Genomic DNA, 21,306 nt, shown 5'->3' with positions numbered 1-21,306 from the left:
ACGCTACGTGACCTCACGGGGGGACCGGGCGCTCAGCCGTCCCGGCGCGCGGGCCGCAGGCTCAGGGCCAGCGCCTCCACGGCCAGCAGCGGGGCGACGTTCTGCGCGAGCCGCTCGCGGGCGAGCTGGACGGCCTCGGCACGCGCCAGCGTCTCCTCCGGCGGGCCGGCCGCCGCCATCGCCCGCACCTCGGTGGTCATGTCCGAGTTCACCAGCTCCACGGGCGCGCCGAGCTGGACGACCAGGACGTCGCGCAGCAGGGCGAGCAGGTCGACGAGGGCCCGGTCCAGGACGTCGGTCTGGTGCCGGCGGGCCCGCCGCTTCTGGTCCTCCTCCAGCTGGCGCACCTGGGCCCGCACCGCCGGCGGCACGGTCGCGGACCCGTCGGCGCCGAGCGCGCGCAGCAGCTCGGCCTTCTCCCGGGCGTCGCGCTCGACCGTCGAGGCACCGGCCTCCTCGGCCGCGATGTCGACGAGCTCCCCGGCCGCGAGGACGGCGTCGCCGACCCCGCGGACGCGCTGCGGCAGCCGCAGCACCTCCCGGCGGCGGATGCGGGCGCCCTCGTCCCGCGCGAGGCGGCGGGCCAGCCCGACGTGGGACTGCGCGGCCCGCGCCGCGAACGCCGCCATGGCGGGGTCCACGCCGTCGCGCCGCACGAGCAGCTCGGCGACCGCGTCGGCGGGCGGGACGCGCAGCGGGACGTGCCGGGACCGGGAGCGGATCGTCGGCAGGACGTCGTCGACCGCGGGCGCGCACAGCAGCCACACCGTCTGCGGCGGGGGCTCCTCGACGGTCTTCAGCAGCACGTTGCCGGACGTCTCGTTGAGCCGGTCGGCGTCCTCGACGACGATGACGCGCCAGCGCGCGACCGAGGGGCGGCGCTGGGCGGTGGCGATGAGCGGTTCGACGTCGACCCGGCGGATCCAGGTGTGCTCGGTCGTGAAGAGCGTGACGTCGGCGTGGGAGCCGGCGAGCGCCGTCCGGCAGCCGGCGCAGCGCCCGCAGCCGATCTGCGACGGGTCCTCGCAGACCAGGGCGGCGGCGAAGGCCCGCGCGGCCGTGGACCGGCCCGACCCGGGGGGCCCCGTGAGCAGCCAGGCGTGGGTCATGCCGACCGTGCCGCGGCGGGCGGCCGTCGCGGCGCGGTCCAGGACCCGCACGGCCGGCTCCTGGCCGACGACGTCGTCCCAGACGCTCACGAGCGCACCGGACCGGGAACGGTCACGGGCTCGGCCGCGGTCCCGGCCGCGGCGGGCAGCAGCGGGGCGAGGTGCTCGCGCAGCGCGGCGTGGACGGCCTGCGGGGTGGTCGTGGCGTCCAGGACGAGGTAGCGGCGCGGGTCGCGCTCGGCGAGGGAGAGGAACTGCTCGCGCACGCGGGCGTGGAAGGCGCGCGACTCGGCCTCCATGCGGTCCTCGCCCGCCCGGCCGGCGCGGCGCTGGGCCGCGGTCACCGGGTCGACGTCGAGGACGACGGTGAGGTCGGGCAGCAGCCCCTCCGTCGCCCACGTCGACAGCGTCTCGACCTCGGCGGCGGGCAGGTCCCGGCCCGCGCCCTGGTAGGCGAGGGAGGAGTCGACGTAGCGGTCGGTGAGGACGACGGCACCGCGGCGCAGCCCGGGGCGGACGACCTCGGCGACGTGCTGGGCGCGGTCGGCGGCGAACAGCAGGGCCTCGGCGCGCGGGCCGAGCGGGGAGTCGTCGCCGCGGTGGGACAGCAGGACCTCGCGCAGGTCCCGGCCCGTGGCCGTCCCGCCGGGTTCGCGGGTCACGACGACCTCGTGGCCCAGCTCGTCGAGCCACTCGGCGAGCAACCTCACCTGGGTGGTCTTGCCCGACCCGTCCCCGCCCTCGAAGGCCAGGAAGAACCCGCTGCGCGACCTCACGGGGGCAGTGTCCCCGACCGCGCCCCGCCCGGTGAAGGCGCGGACGAGGTCGGCGCGCAGGCTCGTGCCGCGGCGGTCGTCCATCTGCCGGAAGGCCACGACACCGGCCGCGCCGGTGATCACCCCGGCCAGCACCATCGCCAGCGCGGACCCGGCGTAGGTCACCGACCAGTGGTCGCTGGGGGCGAAGGTGCGCTCGCCCAGGGCGTTCGCGACCCAGGGCGCCACGAGCATGACGGCGATGATGACGACGCGGGTGCTGGACCCGACGAAGGAGAACGTCCGGCCGCGGACGTCGTCGTCGACCTCGAGGCCGAGCAGCGTGTACGCCGAGACGTACGCCAGCCCGGTGAACAACCCCAGGGCCACGACGAACAGGGCCGCGACGACGATGTTGCCGACGAGCGCGACGAGGACGAGGGAGACCCCCGCCAGGGACAGCGCCAGCCCGAAGGTGCGGCGGCGGCTGAGCCCGGACAGCCAGCGCGGCCCCTGCCAGACACCGAGCGCGACCCCGGCGAACACGGCCATGACGACGACGCCGTACCCCGGGTCGCCGGCGCCCAGGCTGGTGACGAACGCGCGGCCGAGGCCGAGGACGACCCCGCCGGCGGCGAACGCGACGAGCATCCCGAAGACCAGTCCGCGCAGCAGCGGGGAGCCGCCGACGAAGCGCCAGCCCTCGACGATGTCGCGCCCCAGCGTCGGGGCGAGCCCGCCCTCGCGGGGGCGGGCCTCGCGCGGCGGGACGTCCAGGCGCCAGATGACGGCGGCCGCGACGAGGAACGTCAGGGCGTTGACGTACATCGCCAGGTCCGACTGCCCGCCCCGCAGGAAGGGCAGCAGGTTGTCGAGCACACCGGTGAGCAGCGTCAGCAGGATGAACGCGAGCCCGGCGACGGGGGCCGAGCCGTAGGTGGCGACGAGGCTGATCTGGTTGGCGACCTCGAGCTTGCGGGCCGGCACGAGGTTGGGGACGGTCGCGTCCTTGGCCGGACCCCAGAACAGCGTGACGAGCTCGATGAGCAGCGTCGCGACGAACAGCCAGGTGAGGCTGCCGACGACCGGGATGGAGACGAACAGCGCGAACCGCAGCAGGTCGCCCACGACCATCGTCAGGCGGCGGTCCAGGCGGTCGGCCAGCGCCCCGGCGAGCGGCCCGAGGAGGGCGGCCGGGGCCAGCTGGAGGATGAAGACGGTGGAGACCGCCACGCTCGTCTGGGTGGCGTCCCCGACCGTCAGGCCCGCCGCGGTCCCGAGCTTGGCGAGCATGCCCAGCCAGTCCCCGAAGCTGGAGAGCATGAGCGAGAGCCACATGCGGCGGAAGTCGGGGTGCTCGCGCAGCAGGGCCCGCACGTCGTGGTCGGGAGCTGCGGCGGGGGTCACGACGTCAGGGTAGAGGGCCGCCCCCGCGGGCCCGCCGCACGCGCGGCGGGCCTGTGGACGACGGGTGTCAGGACTGCGAGGGCGCCGCGGTCTTCTTCGCGGCGGTCTTCTTGGCCGTCGTCTTCTTCGCGGTCGTCTTCTTGGCGGCGGCCTTCTTCGCCGTCTTCTTCACCGGTCCCTTGGCGCGCTTGTCGGCGAGCAGCTCGGCCGCGCGCTCGGCCGTGATCGTCTCGGGGTCGTCGTCCTTGCGCAGCGTGGCGTTGGTCGTGCCGTCCGTCGCGTACGGGCCGAAACGGCCGTCCTTGACGACGATCGGCTGACCGGACTCGGGGTCGGGCCCCAGCTCCTTCAGCGGCGGCTTGGCGACCTGACCGCGCCGCGTCTTGGGCTGGGCGTAGATCGCCAGCACCTCGGGCAGCGTGATCGAGAAGATCTGGTCCTCGGACTCCAGGGAGCGCGAGTCCGTGCCCTTCTTCAGGTACGGGCCGTAGCGGCCGTTCTGCGCGGTGATCTCGTCGCCGGTCTCGGGGTCGGCGCCGACGACGCGCGGCAGCGACAGCAGCTGCAGGGCCTGCTCGAGGGTGACGGTCTCGACCGACATGTCCTTGAACAGCGAGCCGGTGCGGGGTTTGACCTTCGCGGCCTTCTTGGCCGTCCGCTTCTTCGGCGCGGCCTGCTCGGCGCGCTCCTCCACGGCGGTCTTGGGGGCGTCGTCCTCGATGAGCTCGGTGACGTACGGCCCGTAGCGGCCGACGCGGGCCACGACCGTCCGCCCCGTCCCCGGGTCCTGCCCGAGCACGCGGTCGCCGTCGGACTGGGAGGTCAGCAGCTCACGCGCCTTGGCGACGGTCATCTCGTCGGGCGCGACGTCCTCGGGGACCGAGGCCTTGAGCAGCTCACCGGTCTCGGTGTCCGGGCCCTCCAGGTAGGGGCCGTAGCGGCCCACGCGCAGGACGATGCCCTCCCCGATCGGGACGGTCGAGATCTCCCGGGCGTCGATGGAGCCGAGGTCGTCGGCCAGCCCCTTGATGCCGTCGAGCTCGGCGGTCGCGCCGCCGGCGGGCCCGCCGGGGCCCGGGGCACCGGCCACGGCCGCACCGTTGGCCGGGCCGTCGGCGCCGAAGTAGAACGTCGTCAGCCAGTCGACGCGCTCGGCCTCGCCGCGCGAGATCGCGTCGAGGTCGTTCTCCATCTCGGCGGTGAACTCGTAGTCGACGAGCTTGGGGAAGTGCTCCTCCAGCAGCCGCGTCACGGCGAACGCGAGCCAGCTCGGGACCAGGGCCGAGCCCTTGTACCAGACGTACCCGCGGTCCACGATCGTCGAGATGATCGACTGGAACGTCGAGGGACGCCCGATCTCCTTCTCCTCCAGCGTCTTGATGAGGCTGGCCTCGGTGTACCGGGCGGGCGGGGACGTCTCGTGCCCGTCGGCCGCCAGGTCGCGCGCCGACAGCGCGTCGCCGGCCGCGACCTGCGGCAGGCGGCGGTCGTCGTCCGCGCCGCTCTCGTCGTCGCGGGTGGCGTCGCGGCCCTCCTCGTAGGCGGCGAGGAACCCGCGGAACGTGATGATCGTGCCCGAGGCGGAGAACTCGACGTCGCGGCCGTCGGCCGTGGTGGCGCCGAGGCGGACGGTCGCGGTGGTGCCGCGGGCGTCGTGCATCTGGGAGGCGACGGTCCGCTTCCAGATGAGGTCGTAGAGGCGGAAGTCGTCCCCGCGCAGCTCCCCGGACACCTGCGCCGGCGTGCGGAACGTCTCCCCCGCCGGGCGGATCGCCTCGTGGCCCTCCTGCGCGTTCTTCGTCTTCGACGTGTAGTTGCGCGGGGAGTCCGGCACGTACTCCGGCCCGTACAGCTCACGGGCCTGGGCCCGGGCCGCCGCCAGCGCCTGCGAGGACAGCTGGATGGAGTCGGTGCGCATGTAGGTGATGTAGCCGCGCTCGTACAGGCCCTGCGCGGTGCGCATGGTCTGCCGCGCGTTGAGGCGCAGCTTGCGGGAGGCCTCCTGCTGCAGGGTGGAGGTGATGAACGGCGCGGCCGGGCGCCGCGTGTACGGCTTCTCCTCCACCCCGCGGACGGCGAACTCCGACTGCGCGAGCCCGGCGACGATCGCCTCGGCCGCGGCCACGTCGAGGTGGGCGACGTTCTTCGACTTCAGGGTGCCGTCGTCGGCGAAGTCGCGGCCGCTGGCCACGCGCCTGCCCTCGACGGTGGACAGCTTGGCGCTGAACGCCGAGTCGCCCTCGGGCTGGAAGGTGCCCGTGATGTCGGCGTAGCCCGCGGCGACGAACGCCATGCGCTCGCGCTCGCGCTCCACGCACAGCCGGGTCGCGACGGACTGCACGCGCCCCGCGGACAGGCCGGCGCGGACCTTGCGCCACAGCACCGGGGACAGCTCGTAGCCGTAGAGGCGGTCGAGGATGCGGCGCGTCTCCTGCGCGTCGACCATCCGGTCGTCGATGTCGCGCAGGTCGCGGATCGCCTGCTGGATCGTCTCGCGGGTGACGTCGCCGAAGACCATCCGGCGGTACGGGACGCGCGGTTCCAGCGCCTGCACGAGGTGCCAGGCGATGGCCTCGCCCTCGCGGTCGCGGTCGGTGGCGAGGATGAGCTCGTCGACGTCCTTCAGGGCGCGCTTGAGCTCGGAGACCCGCTTCCTCTTGTCGCCGTCGACGACGTAGTACGGCTCGAACCCGTGGTCGACGTCGACCGCGAACTTGCCGAACGGGCCCTTCTTCATGTCCTCGGGCAGCTGCGAGGGCTGGGGCAGGTCGCGGATGTGGCCGTAGCTCGCCTCGACCTGGTAACCGGGGCCGAGGTAGCTCGCGATCTTGTCGATCTTCCCCGGCGACTCGACGATCACCAGTCGGCGCAGTCCGTCACCGGACGTCTTCGTTCCCTGGGACTTGCCCGCCACTGGTCCTGCCTCTCACCTTCGACTCGCTGTCCACCCCGCAGGACGCCGGCCGCGGTCCTGGGCCGGGTGGTCCCGCTGTGCACTCTCGCACGTCGGGCCGACGCGGGGTGCACCCTGCGCACACCCGGGGCTGCTCTGGACGTGCGCTGCCAATGTGTCACGGCGCGACCCGCGGCACGCAACCGGCGGGTCGCCGAGGGCCCGCCGTCGCCACTCGGCGTCACCACCGCGCGGGGCCGGGGAACGCCTCGTTGCCTCCCCGAGGCCGATGATCGGCCTCGGGGAGGCAACGAGGCGTTCCCGCGGACGGCGGCGGTCGCACCGGGTCAGGGCAGGAGGAGAAACCCGTCCTCCAGGAGCGAGCGCACCCGCGGGTAGAGCCGGGTGCGTACGTCGCCCACGGCCTCCTCCCCCAGCACCGCGAGGCCCGCGGTGATCTGGCCCAGGGTCAGCTCCCCGTCGCACGCGCCGACGAGGCCGGCGAGGTCGCCGTCGACCTGCGCGACGCGGCGCAGCCCGCCGCCCTGGCGCAGCAGGACGATGCGGGGGTCGGGGTCGCCGGGGGTGTGGAAGCGTTCGTCGGTGACGTCGGCGGCGACGGTGACCGTCAGGTCGCCCAGGTCCTGGCCCGCCTCGTCCAGCCCGGCGAGGCGGTCGTGGGTGGCCAGACCGCGGGCGAAGACCTCCCCCAGCGGGTCGTCGAGGGCGGCGAGGTTCTCCTCGAAGCGGCGCAGCGGCGTCCCCGGCCGTTGCGGGCGGCGCAGCGTCACGACGCCGAAGCCGACCCCGGTCACCCCGCGCGCGGCGAAGTCGTCCAGCCACGCCGCGTACAGCTCGTCGAAGCGCGGCCCGGCTTTCTGCCCGCCGTCGCGGATCCACGTCTCGGCGTACAGCGCCGGGTCGGCGACCTCGCGCTGGACGACCCACGCGTCCAGCCCCGTGCCCTCCAGCCAGGACTCGACCCGCTGCGACCAGCTCTGCCCGTCGTGCAGCTCCCAGTTCCCCAGCAGCTGCGCGACGCCGCCGGGGGCGAGGACCGGGCCCACCTCGGCGACGATCCGGGCGACGAGGGAGTCCCCGGGCATCCCGCCGTCGCGGTACTCGTACGTGGGCACGGCCGACGTGCGCGGGGTGATGACGAACGGCGGGTTCGACACGACGAGGTCGAACAGCTCGCCGTCGCGGACGGGCCCGAAGAGCGACCCGTGCCGCAGGTCCAGGGACACCTCGTTGAGCGCGGCGTTGACGGCCGCGAGGTCCAGGGCGCGCTCGGAGGTGTCGGTGGCGGTGACGCGCCGGGCGTGCCGGGAGGCGTGCAGGGCCTGGATGCCGCAGCCGGTGCCGACGTCGAGGACGCGGCCGACGGGGGTGCGGACGGTCGCCGAGGCCAGCGTCAGGGACGCGCCGCCGACGCCGAGGACGTGGTCCGCCGACAGCGCCTCGCCGGTGGCGAGCTCACCGAGGTCGCTGACGAGCCACCACTGCGCGACCCCACCGGCGTCGTCCACGGAGTACGGCCGCAGGTCCACCAGCGGACGGACCTCGTCGTCCGGTCCCTCCCCGGCCGCGGCGACGAGCCCGAGGGCCGCCGCCCCCGCGGTCCGGGTGCGGGGCAGGGCCGCGTCGAGCTCGGCGCGCGTGACGGCCCGACCGAGCGTCGCGCACCGCAGCAGGACGGCGGCCGGTTCGCGCGAACCGGCCGTCGCCCGCAGGGCGGGGAGCGGTTGCTCCCGGTCCAGGGCCGCGGAGGCGACGTCGCCGACGAGGGCGGCGACGCCCTCGACGGTGTAGTCCGCGGCCCGCAGGTCCGCGCGCAACCCCGCGAGGAGTTCGAGCGGGCCGGCGGGTGCGGGGTTCTCGGCGAGGCCCGGGGCCTGCGTGGGGTCAGACGTCACGTGCGCCGAGTCTGCCCCACGTCAGGGCAGCCGCTCGACCCCCTCCTCGCGCAGGTCCACCCCGGACGGTCCCGAGGTCGGGGCCGCCACGTCGACCCGGCGGTTCTTGCTGACGACGACGGCCACGACGATGACGACGGTCGCCACCCCCGCGATGCCGTACCGCAGCCACTGGTTGGCGCCCGACCCGATCGAGAGGGTCACGACGGCGGGCGCGACGAGCAGCGCCACGAGGTTCATCACCTTGATGAGGGGGTTGATGGCCGGGCCCGCGGTGTCCTTGAACGGGTCGCCGACGGTGTCGCCGATGACCGTCGCGGCGTGCGCCTCGGACCCCTTGCCGCCGTACGACCCGTCCTCGACGAGCTTCTTGGCGTTGTCCCAGGCCCCGCCGGCGTTCGCGAGGAACACGGCCATGAGGACCCCGGCGCCGATCGCCCCGCCGAGGAAACCCGCCAGCGGGGCGACGCCGAGGCCGAACCCGACGGCGATGGGCGCGAACGCGGCGAGCAGACCGGGGGTGGCGAGTTCGCGCAGCGCGTCCCGCGTGCAGAGGTCGACGACGCGGCCGTGGTCGGGTTCCTCGGTCCCGTCCATGATGCCGGGGTGCTCGGCGAACTGCCGGCGCACCTCCAGGACGACGGCACCGGCGGACCGACCCACGGCGTTGACCGCCAGGCCGGAGAACAGGAACACGACGGCGGCCCCGAGCAGCACCCCCACGAGCGTCGTGGGGGTGGAGATCTGGAAGTCGCCGATCGTGGCCAGCACGTACGCCGAGGGCCGCTCGATCCCCAGGGCCACCTGCTGGACCCGATCGGTGACCGCGTTCTGGTAGGACCCGAACAGGGCCGTGGCGGCCAGGACCGCCGTCGCGATCGCGATGCCCTTCGTGACGGCCTTCGTCGTGTTCCCGACCGCGTCGAGCTCGGTGAGGACGGCGGCGCCCTCCCCGTCGACGTCGCCGCTCATCTCGGCGATGCCCTGGGCGTTGTCGCTGACCGGGCCGAACGTGTCCATGGCGACGATGACGCCGACCGTCGTCAGCAACCCGCAGCCGGCGAGGGCGATGAGGAACATCGCCAGCGCGAGCACGCCCCCGGCGAGCACGAAGGCCAGGAACACGGCCCCCGCGATGACGACGGTCGTGTAGACGGCCGACTCCAGGCCCAGACCGATCCCGGACAGGACGACGGTGGCCGGCCCGGTGACCGAGGCCCCGGCGACGTCGCGCGTGGGTCGCGCCTCGGTCCCCGTGTAGTGGCCCGTGATGAACAGGATGAGGACGGCCAGCAGGATCCCGAGGAACACCGCGGCGAACGCGATGAGGCGCGGGTCGCCGTCGAGGGAGGCGACCGTGCCGGCGGCTCCGCTGAACCCCGCGAACGAGGACGGCAGGAACGCGAAGCACGCGACCGCGGTGCCGGCGAGGGCGATGACCGCCGAGAGGTGGAAACCGTTCTGGATCGACGTCAGCCCGCTGACGCCGGCCCGGGCGCGGACGAGCACGACGCCGAGGGCGGCCGTGACGGCGCCGATCGCGGGGATGAGCAGCGGCAGGACGAGACCGTCCTCGCCGATGGCGGCGCTGCCGAGGATGACGGCCGCGACGATCGTCACGGCGTAGGACTCGAACAGGTCGGCCGCCATGCCGGCGCAGTCACCGACGTTGTCGCCCACGTTGTCCGCGATGGTCGCGGGGTTGCGGGGGTCGTCCTCCGGGATGCCCTGCTCGATCTTGCCGACGAGGTCGGCGCCGACGTCGGCGGCCTTGGTGAAGATGCCGCCGCCGACGCGCATGAACATCGCCAGCAGCGCCGCGCCGAAGCCGAAACCCTCCAGCACCGTGGGGGCCTCGCGGCCGAACGCGACCACGGCGACCGAGGCGCCGAGCAGCCCCAGGCCGACGGTCGTCATGCCGACGACGCCACCGGTGCGGAACGCGATGCGCATCCCCTCCTCGCGTCCGCCGTCGGGTCGCCGCGCCGCGGCGGCGACCCGCAGGTTCGCCCGCACCGCCAGCGACATCCCGAGGTAGCCGATGGCGGCGGAGAACCCCGCGCCGACGAGGAACGCGACGCTGCGCGCGGTGCGCAGGTCCCAGCCGTCGGCCGGCAGCGCCAGCAGCAGGACGACGACGGCGACGGCGAACCAGGCGAGGGTGCGGAACTGGCGGCGCAGGTAGGCGCCGGCCCCGCTCTGCACGGCCCCGGCGATGGACCGCATCCGCTCGGTGCCCTCACCCGCGGCGAGCACCTGTCGTCGGAACACGAACGCGGCGGCCAGGGCCAGCAGCGAGACGACCGCGACGGCGACCGCGATCCCCTGGGTGGAACTCGACAGGTCCTCGGGCACGGGCATCCGTCCTCCTCGACGTGTGCTGACCTCTGCACGCAGCGTAGGACAGCGGTCCCCGGAGTGCTACGCACTCGATCACCGTGGTGGAGGGTCCCGTGCGGGGACGAGGGGGTTGCGAGGGGGTGCGGGCCCTCAGAAGGCGCGGGCGACCGGGGTTCCCGGCTGCAGGTGCCACGACAGCGTGACGCCCCCCGCGGAACTCGTCTCGGCGCTGGAGTCGGCCATCCCGGCCATGAGGGCCAACGACAACGGGTCGGCGGTGGCGAGCGCCCCCGGCCCGTCGGGGACGGGGACGCCGTCGGGACCGCACTGGTTGACGGTCACGTCGAGGCGGTCCTCGTCGTCGCACAACCGCATGTCGACGAGGGAGACGGGAGGGCCGGTCGGGGCCGCGAGGACCCCGCCGGCCACGGCCCGCGCGCACGCCTCGCCGATGGCGATGCGGATCTCGTCGAGCTGGTCCTCCGCGAAACCGGCCCGCCGCGCCACCGAGACCGCCACGAGGCGCGCGGTGCGCACGTGCTCGGCCATCGGTGAGAAGCGCAGGGTCACGGTGGGCACGGTTCGGTGCTTCCTGGTCGGTCGGGACGGGACCGCCGGCCCCGTGCGGGTCTCAGGAGGTGGTGCTGGCCTCGTCCGAGGACGCGGAGGCGGCGATCGCGTCGGCCACCGTGTCGTGGATGGGGAACACCTTCGTCAGACCGGTGATGCGGAAGACCTTGAGGATCTTCTCGCGCTGGCACACGAGGTGCAGGGAGCCGTCGTGGGAACGGACGCGCTTGAGGCCGCCGACCAGGACGCCCAGACCGGTGGAGTCGAGGAACTCGACCCCCTCCATGTCCACGACGAGGTGGTGGTGGCCCGCACCCACGAGTTCGTTGAGCCGTTCGCGCAGGGTGGGCGCGGTGTACACGTCGATCTCGCCGGACACCTCGACGACGGTCCGGCCGCTCTCCTCGCGGCTGGTCACCGACAGGTCCACTAGGACCCCTCCTCGCTGCTGGTCTGCTGCCCGCTGGTGCGTGGCGGGTGTGTGCAGTGGACTGCGAGGGCACCGCTGCGCCCTCTCCCCCGCATTCAACCACCACGCTGCGTGAGGAGCCCGCCCAAGGCGCGTCCGCGGCCCGCGCCGCCCCCGGCACGGGGGGGACACTGGTGACGTGGACGGCGGTGCGGAGGGGGCGGGCCCGGACGACGCGACCCCCCGCTGGCAGCGGCTGCTCGACGCCGGGTCGCGCTCGGACCGCGTCCGCCACGTCGAACGGATCGCAGCCCGCCCCGGCGTCCGCCTCCCGTGGCCCGACTGGGCCGACCCCGAGGTGGTCGGCGCCCTCGAGCGGGGCACCGGCGGCAGGCCGTGGCGGCACCAGGTGCTGGCCGCCGAGGCGGTCCGCGCGGGCCGGTCCACCGTCCTGTCGGCGGGGACCGCCTCGGGCAAGTCGCTGGCCTACCAGCTGCCCGTCCTCACCGCCCTGCGCGAGAGCGCGCGCACCTCCCCCAACGGCAAGGGCGCCACGGCGCTGTACCTGTCGCCGACGAAGGCGCTGGCCGCCGACCAGGACTCCCGGCTGCGCGCGCTCGGGCTGGACCGGCCGCTGACCAGCACGTACGACGGCGACACCCCGCCGGAGGTGCGGCGGTGGATCCGCGAGCACGCCGCCCTCGTGCTGACGAACGTCGACATGCTCCACCGCTCCGTCCTGCCCGGCCACGAGCACTGGGCGAGCTTCCTGCGGCGGCTGCGGTACGTCGTGGTCGACGAGCTGCACACCTACCGCGGCGTGTTCGGGTCCCACGCGGCCGCCGTCCTGCGCCGGTTGCGGCGCCTCGCTGCCCGCTACGGGTCCGAGCCGGTGTTCGTGCTCGCCTCGGCCACGGTGGCCGACCCGGCGACGACCGCGCGCCGGCTCACCGGCCTCGACGTGCACGCCGTCACCGAGGACGGCTCGGCCCGCCCCGCCGTCTCCGTCGCGCTGTGGGAGCCGCCGCTGCGCCCGGGCACCACCGACCTCGCCACCGACCTCGCCACCGGCACCGGCGCTCCCGCCCCGGGCGCGCGGACGGAACGGCGCACCGCCACCGCCGAGGCGTCCGACCTGCTCGGCGACCTCGTCCTGGCGGGCGTGCGGACCCTCGCCTTCGTCCGCAGCCGCACGGGCGCGGAGTCCGTCGCCGCCGGGGCCCGCCGCCGGCTCGCCGACGTCGACGAGGACCTCGCCGGCCGGGTCCTGGCCTACCGCGGCGGGTACCTGCCCGAGGACCGCCGCGTGCTCGAGGAGGGGCTGCGCTCGGGCCGGGTCGTGGGGATGGCCACGACCAACGCCCTGGAACTGGGCGTGGACGTCGCGGGCCTGGACGCCGTGCTCGTCGCCGGCTGGCCGGGGACGCGGGCCTCCTTCTGGCAGCAGATCGGCCGGGCCGGACGCCGCGGGACACCGGCCCTGGGCGTCCTCGTCTCGCGCGACGACCCGCTGGACACCTACCTCGCCCACCACCCCGAGGCGCTGTTCGGCGCCGGCGTCGAGGCCACCGTCCTGGACCCCGACAACGTCTACGTGCTCGCCCCGCACCTGGCCGCCGCCGCCCAGGAACTGCCCCTCACCGAGGCCGACCTCGACCTGTTCGGCCCGGCCGCGGCCGACGTCGTCGACCTGCTCGTGCAGCGGGGGGTGCTGCGGCGCAGGGCGAACGGCTGGTACTGGACGCGCCGCGACCGCGCCGTCGACCTGACCGACCTGCGCGGCGCGGGCGGCAGCGTCCGGGTCGTCGAGGCCGTCACCGGCCGCATCCTCGGCACCGTCGAGGCGTCCTCGGCCGACTCCGCCGTCCACGAGGGCGCGGTCCACGTCCACCAGGGCCGCACCTACCTCGTCGACCGGCTCGACCTCGAGGACTCCCTGGCCGTCGTCCACCCCGAACCCGACCCCGGGTACACGACCCACGCGCGCTCGGCCTCCGACGTGCGGGTCCTCGGCGTCGACGGCACCCGCACCGCCGGCCCCGTCACCGTCTCCTCCGGCGTGGTGGAGGTGACCAGCCGCGTCACCGGGTTCCTGCGCCGGCGCACCGGGACCGGGACGGTCCTGTCCGAGCAGCCGCTGGACCTGCCCGAGCGCCGGCTGCGCACCCGGGCCGTGTGGTGGACCCTCGACGTCGACGTCGCCGAGGCCGTCCTCGGCGACGCCGCGCGCCTGCCCGGGGCCCTGCACGCCGCCGAGCACGCCGCCATCGGCCTGCTGCCGCTGCTGGCGACGTGCGACCGCTGGGACCTCGGCGGGCTGTCCACCGCCTCGCACCCCGACACCGGCCTGCCGACAGTCTTCGTCCACGACGCCGTCCCCGGCGGGGCGGGGTTCGCCGACCGCGGTCACGAGCGCTTCGCGCAGTGGACGAGCGCCACCCGCGACGCCGTCCGCGCGTGCGCCTGCGAGGACGGCTGCCCGGCGTGCGTGCAGTCCCCCAAGTGCGGCAACGGCAACGAGCCGCTCGACAAGGCCGGCGCGCTCGCCGTCCTCGACGTGCTGCTCGGTGCCGTGGAGGGTCACCGGGCCCCACCCGCGACGGCTCCACCCCCACCCGGTGCCGCCTCCCCCGGGCCGGCCTGACCGGCGCGCGCCGTCGCCCGGGCCGTGCCGAGCAGGCCCACGACGCCCGCCGGGCGCACGAGCGCCGTCACGGTGACGACCCCGTCCGCCGCCACCGCGCACCCGTCCGCTCGTGCGCGGTGGGCGACGAGGACGACGGCGGCCCGGGCGCACGGGTCGCCGGTCCCCCGGCCCACCACGACGTCGGCGGCCGCGAGCGCCGCCAGGTCGGCCGCGGCCTCGGCCCGGTGCCGGGCGAGGACCGCGCTGGCGAGGGCGAGCACCAGCAGGAGCAGCGACAGCAGCGCCGCGCACGTCCCGAGGGCCACGACGGAACCGCTCCCCTCGTCCGCTCCCCGGCGGGGGTCGGGGCCGGTCACGGGGCCTCGACGGCCGCCGTGGCCGTTCCCCGGGCCAGGACGTTCCCGCCGAGGGGCCCGGCCAGGCGCTGCGCCGCGCTCACCTCGACCGTCACGGTCCCCGTTCCCCCGCTCGTCGCCCCGCCCGTCGCCCCGCCCGTCGCCCGGTGGACGCGGACCGCGGCCCCGTCCGGGCCGGCGGCGCGGGCCACCCGCAGCACGACGTCGCCGGACTCGCCGCGGGCGGCGGCGCGGGCCGCGGCCCGGGCCGCGTCGACGCACTGGACCTGCGTCACGACGGCCCGCACCGTCCCCAGCGCGAGGGCGAGCAGCACGACGACGGCGGGCAGCAGCAGCGCGAACTCGGCCGTCACCGACCCGCGGTCCCCACCGGTGCGCCGGCGCTGCCCGGCCCTCACCCCAGCGTCAGCGCCTGCCGGACGACGCCGAGGAGCATCCCCCGGACCTCGTCGCTGCGCAGCACCGCGATGAGCAGCCCCGCGAAACCGCACGCGGCCAGCGTGGCCATCGCGTACTCCGCCGTCGCCATCCCGGCGTCCCGGGGTTCGGGGGTCTGCGCGGGTTCCTCGTCCGGCCCTCGCCCGACCGTGTTCCCCACGTCCTGCGCGTCGTGTTCCCGCACCGTTCCTCCTCGTCCGTCGGTCGCCGGGAAACCCCGGCCCGCAACGACTCTCGTCGTCGGTCGCTACCGGTGGAACCCCGCCCGGCGGGTCTGTGGACGGAACCGGCCGGGCCGGGCCCTGTGGACACCGGGACGTCACGAGAGCACGTCCCCGGCCAGGCTGAGGACGACCGGGACGACCCCCAGCAGCAGGAACGCGGGTAGCGTGCACGCCCCCAGGGGCAGGACGAGGGCCGCCGACAACCGGGCGGCGGCGGCCTCGGCCTCCCAGCGCCGCCGGTCCCGCCCCGAGGACGCGGCCGACCGCAGCAGGTCGGCCACGGGGGCGCCGGTGCGGGCCGACAGCAGCAACGGGTCGGCCAGCTCGTCCCAGCGGCCGGGGTCCTCGGCCAGGGCCGCGGCGGGTCCGTCGGGGTCCGACCCCCACGCCCACCGCGCCGCCGCCCGCTGCAGCGCGGGTTCGGGGGCGAACCCCTCCTGGGCGAGCGCGTCGAGGACGGCCGCGAGGGCGCGACCGGGCGGCAGACCGCCGGTGACGGCGGCGGCGAGCAGGTCCGCGACGAGGGGCGCCTCGACGACCGGTGCGGTGCGGCGCTCACGTCCCCGGCCGGGCAGGACCCGGCGGCGGGCGGCTGAGAGGAACCGCGCGGCGGGGCGGGCCCCGCCGCGCTCAGGGCCCGCCCCGCGCAGCGGCGCGAGCCCCGGCACGAGCACCGCCGCGGCCAGCAGGGCCGCCACGAGCGCCGCCGCCGCGTGCGGGCCGGGGACCTCGCTCACGACGGGCTCACCGCCCGGCCGCCTCGGCCCGGCGGACCAGGCGGCTGCTCCACCGGTGCCCGGCCAGGAGCAGGACCACCCCGGCCACGACGCACGCGCGGCCGGGGCCCGAGGAGGCCAGCACCGCCCAGGGGCGAGCCCCCAGCAGCGCTCCCAGCCCGAGCCCGAGCAGCGGCAAGGCGGAGACGGTGCGGGCGCTGACCCGCGCACCGGCGAGGGCGGTGCGCACCGCCGCCCGCGCCGCCGCGTCCGCCCGCAGACCGGCCGCGCAGGCGTCGAGCGCCTCGGCCGCCGGGGCGCCGGTCGCGGCGACGAGCCGGCGCACGACGCGGACCACGCGCACGTCCTGCCCGTCACCGGCCTCACCGGAGCGCGGTGCCGCGTCGAGCACCGCCCAGGCCGTGACGGGGGCGACACCGGCCCGCAGCAGGGCCGCGGCCTGTTCCGCGCCGGCGGCAGCCGCCAGGCCGGGGGCCGCGGTCCGCGCGCGGCCCCCGCCGCGGCCCGGCGGGGGACGGCGGCCCCCGCGCCTCCTCCCGGCGGCCCCCGCGGGCCCTGCGGCACCGCTGCGGCGGGTCGGCCGCAGCAGCCCCGCGGCGAGCAGCAGACCGCCGACGAGCAGCGGCGCCGCCCCCTCCGGACCGGTCACGCGGCCACCCCGTCGAGGGCGGCGGCGCCCGGCCCCAGGCGCTCGCGCAGCCGCTGGGCCCCCGGCCCCGTCCGGGCCCCGGCACCGTCGCGGACGAGGGCGGGCACGACCACGGCCCGCCCGGCCCGCTCACCGACGACGCCGACCTCGGCCACAGCGCGCAGCCCCGCGCGCCGGTCGACGTGGACGACGACGTCGACCCCGGCCAGCAGCTGCGCGTCGACGACGGCCGGGGCCACCCCCGCCGTGGCCGCCAGGGCCTGCAGGCGCACCGGGACGTCCGCGGCGGCGTTGGCGTGCACGGTGCCCGCTCCCCCGGCGTGACCGGTGTTGAGCGCGGCGAGCAGGTCCCGGACCTCCGCTCCGCGGCACTCGCCCACGACGAGGCGGTCCGGGCGCATCCTCAGCGCCTGCCGGACGAGGTCGTCGAGCCCCACGGCCCCGCGCCCCTCGACGTTGCCGTGGCGGGCCTCGAGGTGGACGACGTGCGGGTGCTCGGGCCGCAGCTCACCCGCGTCCTCGACCAGGACGATCCGCTCGTCCGGCGGGACGAGGCCGAGGAGGGCCTGCAGCAGCGTCGTCTTGCCGCTGCCGGTGCCGCCGCTGACGAGCAGGGACAGCCGCTGCGCCACGACCGCCCGCAGGACCGGCCCCCACCCCGGCGGCACGGCCCCCGACCGTTCCAGCTCGGCGAAGCCGAGACGCCGCAGGGCGGGCACCCGCAGGCTGAGGTGGGTGCCCGCCGGGGCCAGCGGCGGCAGGACCGCGTGCAGCCGCGTCCCGTCGGGCAGGCGGGCGTCGACGAAGGGGCTGGCCTCGTCGAGGCGGCGCCCCGCCCCAGCGGCCAGCCGCACGGCCAGCGGCCGCACCTCGTCCTCCCCGGCCAGGGACACCTCGGAGCGGCGCAGCCCCGACCCGTCGTCGACCCAGATCTCGCCGCCGCCGTTGACGAGCACGTCGGTCGTGCCGGGGACCTCCAGCAACGGCTGCAACCGGCCCGCGCCGACGAGCGCGGCGCCGACGCCGTCCAGGAGCCGCAGCAGGTCCGCAGCGCCCAGCACGACGCCCTCGGCGCGGGCGGCGGCCGCCACGGCCGCCGGGTCCGGTGCGGTGCCGCTGCGGGCCAGGCGGTCCCGCACCGCTTCGACGACGCCGGCGAACTCCCGGCCGGTGGGCCTCACCAGGCGCCGCCGGCGGCGGGCGCCTCGGCCCGGTGCGCCCAGTCCCGGGCCAGTGCCGCGGCGAGGACGCGCAGGCTGCTGCGCCGTCCGCCCGGCACGCCCTCACCGAGTTCGAGGGCGGCGTCGAGGTCCCGGTCGGGCCGGACGGTCCCGGCCAGCGGCGCACCGGCGGCGTCGGCCACGTCCTCGGCGTCCAGGCCGGCCCCCACGTCCCGGACCACGAGCCGCGCCCCGGTCGTCCCCGCCGCCCCCAGCTCGTCGAGGACGGCGCACGCGGCGGCCGCGCCGCGGGTGGTCGCGGGGGTCACGACGAGCAGGTCGTCGCAGGCCCCGAGGACGGGTCCCAGACCGGCCAGGCCGCCCCGCGGCAGGTCCACGACGGTGGCGGCGAAGGCCCGGCGGGCGGCGTCGAGCACCGTCCACACCGCGGCCGGGTCCGGACCGCCGCCCCCGCGGCGGTCGGCGGGCAGGACGTGCAGCCCGGCCCCGAGGTGGACGGCCGAGCGCAGGACGTGCGGTCCGAGCCGCCCCTGCACGCCGCCGAGGTCGCCCCAGCGCAGCCCCGGCAGCGCGTCGCCGCCGACGAGGAGGTCGAGCCCGCCGGAGCGCGGGTCGGCGTCGAGCAGGAGGCAGCCGCCGAGCGTCTCGGCGAACGCGCGGGCCAGGCCCGCGGCGAGGACGCTCGCCCCCGCCCCGCCGGCCCCGCCGACCACGCCGAGCACCGGCCCGCGGCGACCGCGACCCTCGGCCACGTCCGAGAGCCGCTCCAGCAGCCAGTCCTGCGCCTCGGGCAGCACGACGGCGTGGTCGGCCTCCAGACCCGCCGCCCGCTGCCACCAGGGCGCCTCGAGCGGGGCCCGGCCGACCACGACGAACGGCACCCCGGGCCGGCGCGCCGCGGCGAGGTGGTCGGGGTCGGCGTCGACGCCGGCCAGGACGAGGGCCACGTCGTCGGCGGGCGGGTCCCCGGGTCCGGCCCGGTGCAGGGGTGCGCCGGCGGCGGCCGCCAACCGGGCCAGGGCGGCGGCCAGGTCCTCGTCGCCGGTCAGCAGGACGGCGCGGCCCGTCGGCGGGACGGGGGCGGCCCCCCGCCGGCCGCGGCCGGTGGACCCGTGCGTCGCGGCGCGGGGCCGGTCGGGGCGACGGGCGGGGTGGGCCGCGGGACGACGGACGGGCTCGTGGACGGGCTCGTGGATGGGCACGGGTGGCTCCTCGCGTCGGTGGGAGGACCACCCTGGTCGCGAGCGGCGCCCACCGGCGGCGGGCGCGGGCGCCCTGTGGACGCCCAGGCCCCCCCGGCGGGCCTGTGGAGACCGGGACGTCACCGACGAGGGCCGCGGCACCTGCCGGTGGACGGCGCGTCGGGCACGAGGAGGGGGGAAATGGGAGACGGCCCCCGCTGGGGGGGAGCGGGGGCCGTCGACGGTCCGGCTCGGGGGGGATGAGCCGGGCCCGTGTGTAGCCCACAGGGCGTACGACAGCATCCTGACCCCTGGCAGGGGCGGTTGGCAATTCCTCCACGCCGAATGGCGGAGATCCGGTGCCGGTCCGGCGCGTTCCCGGCGCGGACCGGGCGCGGTCCTGCACCGGACCTGCACAGGAAGGGGTCAGGAACCGCCCGTGTACCCGCCCGCCGCGGCGAGCCGCGTGAGGAAGTCGGCCGCCAGCGGAGCGGCGACGGACCCGCCCGAGACCCCGTCGTCGACGAACACGGCGAAGGCGAGGCCGCCCTGGTACCCGATCGTCCAGGCGTGGGTGGCCGGGGGGACGGCGGTGCCGTGCTCGGCCGTCCCGGTCTTGGCGTGGACCTCCCCGCCCGGCACCCCGGCGAGCGCCGTGGCGGTCCCGCTCGTGACGACGTCGCGCATGAGGCCGCCGACGGTGCCGAGCAGGGCCGGTTCGGCGACGCTGGCGGGTGCCGAGGGCTCGGCGGGGGCGGGGTCGAGGACCACCTGGGGCCGGCGCAGCTCCCCGGCCGCCACGGAGGCGGCGGCGACCGCCATCGCCAGCGGGGAGGCGAGCGTGCGGCCCTGCCCGAAGCTGGCGGCGGCCAGGTCGACGGCGGACTGCGCGGGGGGCACGTCGCCCGCGAACGCCTCGACCCCGGTGGCCCACGGCGCCCCGACCCCGAGCGCCTCGGCGGCGGCCGGCAGGTCGTCGTCGCCCAGGCGCGGGCTCAGGCTCGCGAACGCGGTGTTGCAGGAGCGGGCGAAGTCGGTGCGGAACGGCACGTTCCCGAACGCCTCGTCCTCGAAGTTCGAGAACGACCGGCCGTCGACGGTGTAGGTGGGCGTGCACGGCACGTCCTCGGCGACGTCGAGGCCGTTCCGCAGGAGGGCCAGCGTCGTCACGACCTTGAACGTCGACCCCGGGGGGAACCGTCCCGTGAGGGCGCGGTCGCCCCCGTCGGCGGGGAAGTTCGCGGCGGCGACGACGGCGCCGGTGGCGACGTCCACCGCGACGAGGGCGGCCTCCGCGGCGCGGGCGGCGAGCGCGTCGTCGGCCACGAGCTGGACCGCGGCGTCGAGGGTGGTGGTGACGGCCTGGCCGGGAGCCGGGGCGACGCGGAACAGTTCCGCCGAACTCGCACCCGCGCCACCGGTGGCCTGCACCGTGATCCCGACCCGGCCGGCGAGGCGTTCGTCGTAGGTGCGCTGCAACCCCGACAGGCCGGCGAGGTCACCGGCCTCGTACCGGCCGCCGGAGGCCTCGACGACCTCCGCCGTCGCCTGCCCGACGCTGCCGAGCAGTGCCCGGGCGAAACCCCGGGTCGGGGCGAGCGGTTGGGTGGACTCGGCGAAGACGGCGCCCGGGATGGGTTGCAGGACGGCACGCTGGGCGTCGTAGTCGCTGCGGCGCAGGGTGATGACGTCCACGAACGCATCGGGTGACGCCTTCTGGACGCGGGTGGCGAGCCCGGCCGCGTCGACGCCGAGGACCGCACCGAGGGCGTTCGCCGTGGCGACGGGGTCGCTCGTGCGGGACGGCTGGACCCCGACCCGGACGACGGGGGTGGAGGTCACGACGGCCGAACCGTCACGGCCCAGGACGTCGGCGCGCGCCGGGACCGTGCGGTCCACCTGGAACGTCGAGCCCCCCGCCAGCGCGGGGTGGACGAGGGCCGGTTCCCACACCGGTCGCCAGGTGTCCTCCGAGCGGGCGAACCGGGCGGTCGTGGCGTAGGCGAAGCGCGACCCGGCCGGCGCGCCGTGGGAGGTGGTGAGGTCGAAGACCACCTCGAGGGTCGCGGTGGCCGACCGCGGGTCCTGCGCGTCCAGGGTCGTCGCCGTGACGGACACCGCGGGCGCCGGCTGCGCGAGGTTCCCGGCCAGCCGCGCGTACTCGGTGGCCACGTCGGCGGGCAGCTGCCCGCCGGGGGCCGCCTGGAACCGGACCCGGTCGAGCCTGCCGGCGGACCAGTCCGCGGCGAGGCCGTCGGCCGCCGCCCGCAGGCCGTCGGCGGGGTCGTCGCGGCCGGAGACGAACCACCAGGTGCCGACACCGGCCCCGGCGACGAGGACCCCCGACGCGGCGACGACGACGGCCCGGCGGCCGAGGTGGCGCGGCTCCCCCTCGGCGGGGGGCCCGGCGGGCTCGCGCGGCGTGGACTCGGGGTCGGGTGCGTCGTCGGTCATCGTCGGTGATGCTCGCACGTCGCGGGCTGCTAGCCTTCAA

At 76.8% G+C, this 21,306-nt stretch carries 16 protein-coding genes; 1 reads left to right on the top strand and 15 read right to left on the bottom strand.

Going from position 1 to position 21,306, the window contains the following annotated elements; genetic code table 11:
• Window positions 1-32: 32 nt before the first annotated feature.
• From AB2L28_RS09320 to AB2L28_RS09290, 7 genes are all read right to left on the bottom strand, one after another.
• Entirely contained in the window at window positions 33-1,199 is a 1,167-nt protein-coding gene (locus AB2L28_RS09320) for a DNA polymerase III subunit delta' (RefSeq protein WP_370718483.1), read from the bottom strand.
• The gene (tmk, locus tag AB2L28_RS09315) at window positions 1,196-3,271 is read right to left on the bottom strand and encodes a dTMP kinase (RefSeq protein ID WP_370718482.1); all 2,076 of its coding nucleotides are present in this window, start codon (window positions 3,269-3,271) and stop codon (window positions 1,196-1,198) included. Before tmk ends, AB2L28_RS09320 begins: the two co-directional genes overlap by 4 nt.
• Before the next feature lie 67 nt (window positions 3,272-3,338).
• Entirely contained in the window at window positions 3,339-6,185 is a 2,847-nt protein-coding gene (gene topA, locus AB2L28_RS09310; protein ID WP_370718481.1) for a type I DNA topoisomerase, read from the bottom strand.
• Between the two features lie 326 nt (window positions 6,186-6,511).
• Window positions 6,512-8,080, bottom strand: a complete 1,569-nt coding sequence (locus tag AB2L28_RS09305; RefSeq protein ID WP_370718480.1) for a DUF7059 domain-containing protein — start codon at window positions 8,078-8,080, stop codon at window positions 6,512-6,514.
• Window positions 8,081-8,101: 21 nt separating this feature from the next.
• Window positions 8,102-10,441, bottom strand: a complete 2,340-nt coding sequence (locus tag AB2L28_RS09300; protein ID WP_370718479.1) for a sodium-translocating pyrophosphatase — start codon at window positions 10,439-10,441, stop codon at window positions 8,102-8,104.
• 129 nt (window positions 10,442-10,570) lie between these two features.
• Window positions 10,571-10,999 carry an ATP-binding protein gene (locus AB2L28_RS09295; RefSeq protein WP_370718478.1) on the bottom strand — a complete coding sequence of 143 codons (429 nt, stop codon included), beginning with the start codon at window positions 10,997-10,999 and terminating at the stop codon, window positions 10,571-10,573.
• Between the two features lie 52 nt (window positions 11,000-11,051).
• Window positions 11,052-11,420, bottom strand: a complete 369-nt coding sequence (locus tag AB2L28_RS09290) for an STAS domain-containing protein (RefSeq protein WP_370718477.1) — start codon at window positions 11,418-11,420, stop codon at window positions 11,052-11,054.
• A gap of 178 nt (window positions 11,421-11,598) precedes the next feature.
• Here AB2L28_RS09290 and AB2L28_RS09285 point away from each other — a divergent pair, with 178 nt between their 5' ends.
• Window positions 11,599-14,043, top strand: coding sequence for a DEAD/DEAH box helicase (locus tag AB2L28_RS09285; protein WP_370718476.1), 2,445 nt, complete (start codon window positions 11,599-11,601; stop codon window positions 14,041-14,043).
• On the opposite strand, the gene AB2L28_RS09280 is transcribed toward AB2L28_RS09285, so the two are convergent.
• The 8 genes from AB2L28_RS09280 to AB2L28_RS09245 form a co-directional block, all read right to left on the bottom strand.
• On the bottom strand, window positions 13,980-14,402 hold the full coding sequence (locus AB2L28_RS09280) for an Rv3654c family TadE-like protein (protein ID WP_370718475.1): 423 nt from the start codon (window positions 14,400-14,402) through the stop codon (window positions 13,980-13,982). The genes AB2L28_RS09285 and AB2L28_RS09280 overlap by 64 nt on opposite strands.
• Window positions 14,399-14,800, bottom strand: a complete 402-nt coding sequence (locus AB2L28_RS09275; RefSeq protein ID WP_370718474.1) for a TadE family type IV pilus minor pilin — start codon at window positions 14,798-14,800, stop codon at window positions 14,399-14,401. Before AB2L28_RS09275 ends, AB2L28_RS09280 begins: the two co-directional genes overlap by 4 nt.
• A complete protein-coding gene (locus AB2L28_RS09270) occupies window positions 14,797-15,024 on the bottom strand; it encodes a DUF4244 domain-containing protein (RefSeq protein WP_370718473.1) in 228 nt (75 codons plus the stop codon). Before AB2L28_RS09270 ends, AB2L28_RS09275 begins: the two co-directional genes overlap by 4 nt.
• A 135-nt stretch (window positions 15,025-15,159) precedes the next feature.
• Entirely contained in the window at window positions 15,160-15,801 is a 642-nt protein-coding gene (locus AB2L28_RS09265) for a type II secretion system F family protein (protein ID WP_370718472.1), read from the bottom strand.
• Window positions 15,802-15,808: 7 nt separating this feature from the next.
• Window positions 15,809-16,450, bottom strand: coding sequence for a type II secretion protein F (locus tag AB2L28_RS09260; RefSeq protein ID WP_370718471.1), 642 nt, complete (start codon window positions 16,448-16,450; stop codon window positions 15,809-15,811).
• Window positions 16,447-17,631 carry a TadA family conjugal transfer-associated ATPase gene (locus AB2L28_RS09255; RefSeq protein ID WP_370718470.1) on the bottom strand — a complete coding sequence of 395 codons (1,185 nt, stop codon included), beginning with the start codon at window positions 17,629-17,631 and terminating at the stop codon, window positions 16,447-16,449. The genes AB2L28_RS09260 and AB2L28_RS09255 overlap by 4 nt, the downstream gene beginning before the upstream one ends.
• Entirely contained in the window at window positions 17,628-18,833 is a 1,206-nt protein-coding gene (gene ssd / locus AB2L28_RS09250; protein ID WP_370718469.1) for a septum site-determining protein Ssd, read from the bottom strand. The genes AB2L28_RS09255 and ssd overlap by 4 nt, the downstream gene beginning before the upstream one ends.
• Before the next feature lie 405 nt (window positions 18,834-19,238).
• Window positions 19,239-21,266 carry a penicillin-binding transpeptidase domain-containing protein gene (locus AB2L28_RS09245; RefSeq protein WP_370718468.1) on the bottom strand — a complete coding sequence of 676 codons (2,028 nt, stop codon included), beginning with the start codon at window positions 21,264-21,266 and terminating at the stop codon, window positions 19,239-19,241.
• Window positions 21,267-21,306 lie beyond the last annotated feature (40 nt).

It is taken from the genome of Kineococcus mangrovi (assembly GCF_041320705.1).
In the GTDB taxonomy this organism is placed as follows: Bacteria; Actinomycetota; Actinomycetes; order Actinomycetales; family Kineococcaceae; genus Kineococcus; species Kineococcus mangrovi.
Note: the sequence above shows the minus strand (reverse complement) of the source record. Positions and strands in the feature narration are given on the sequence as shown.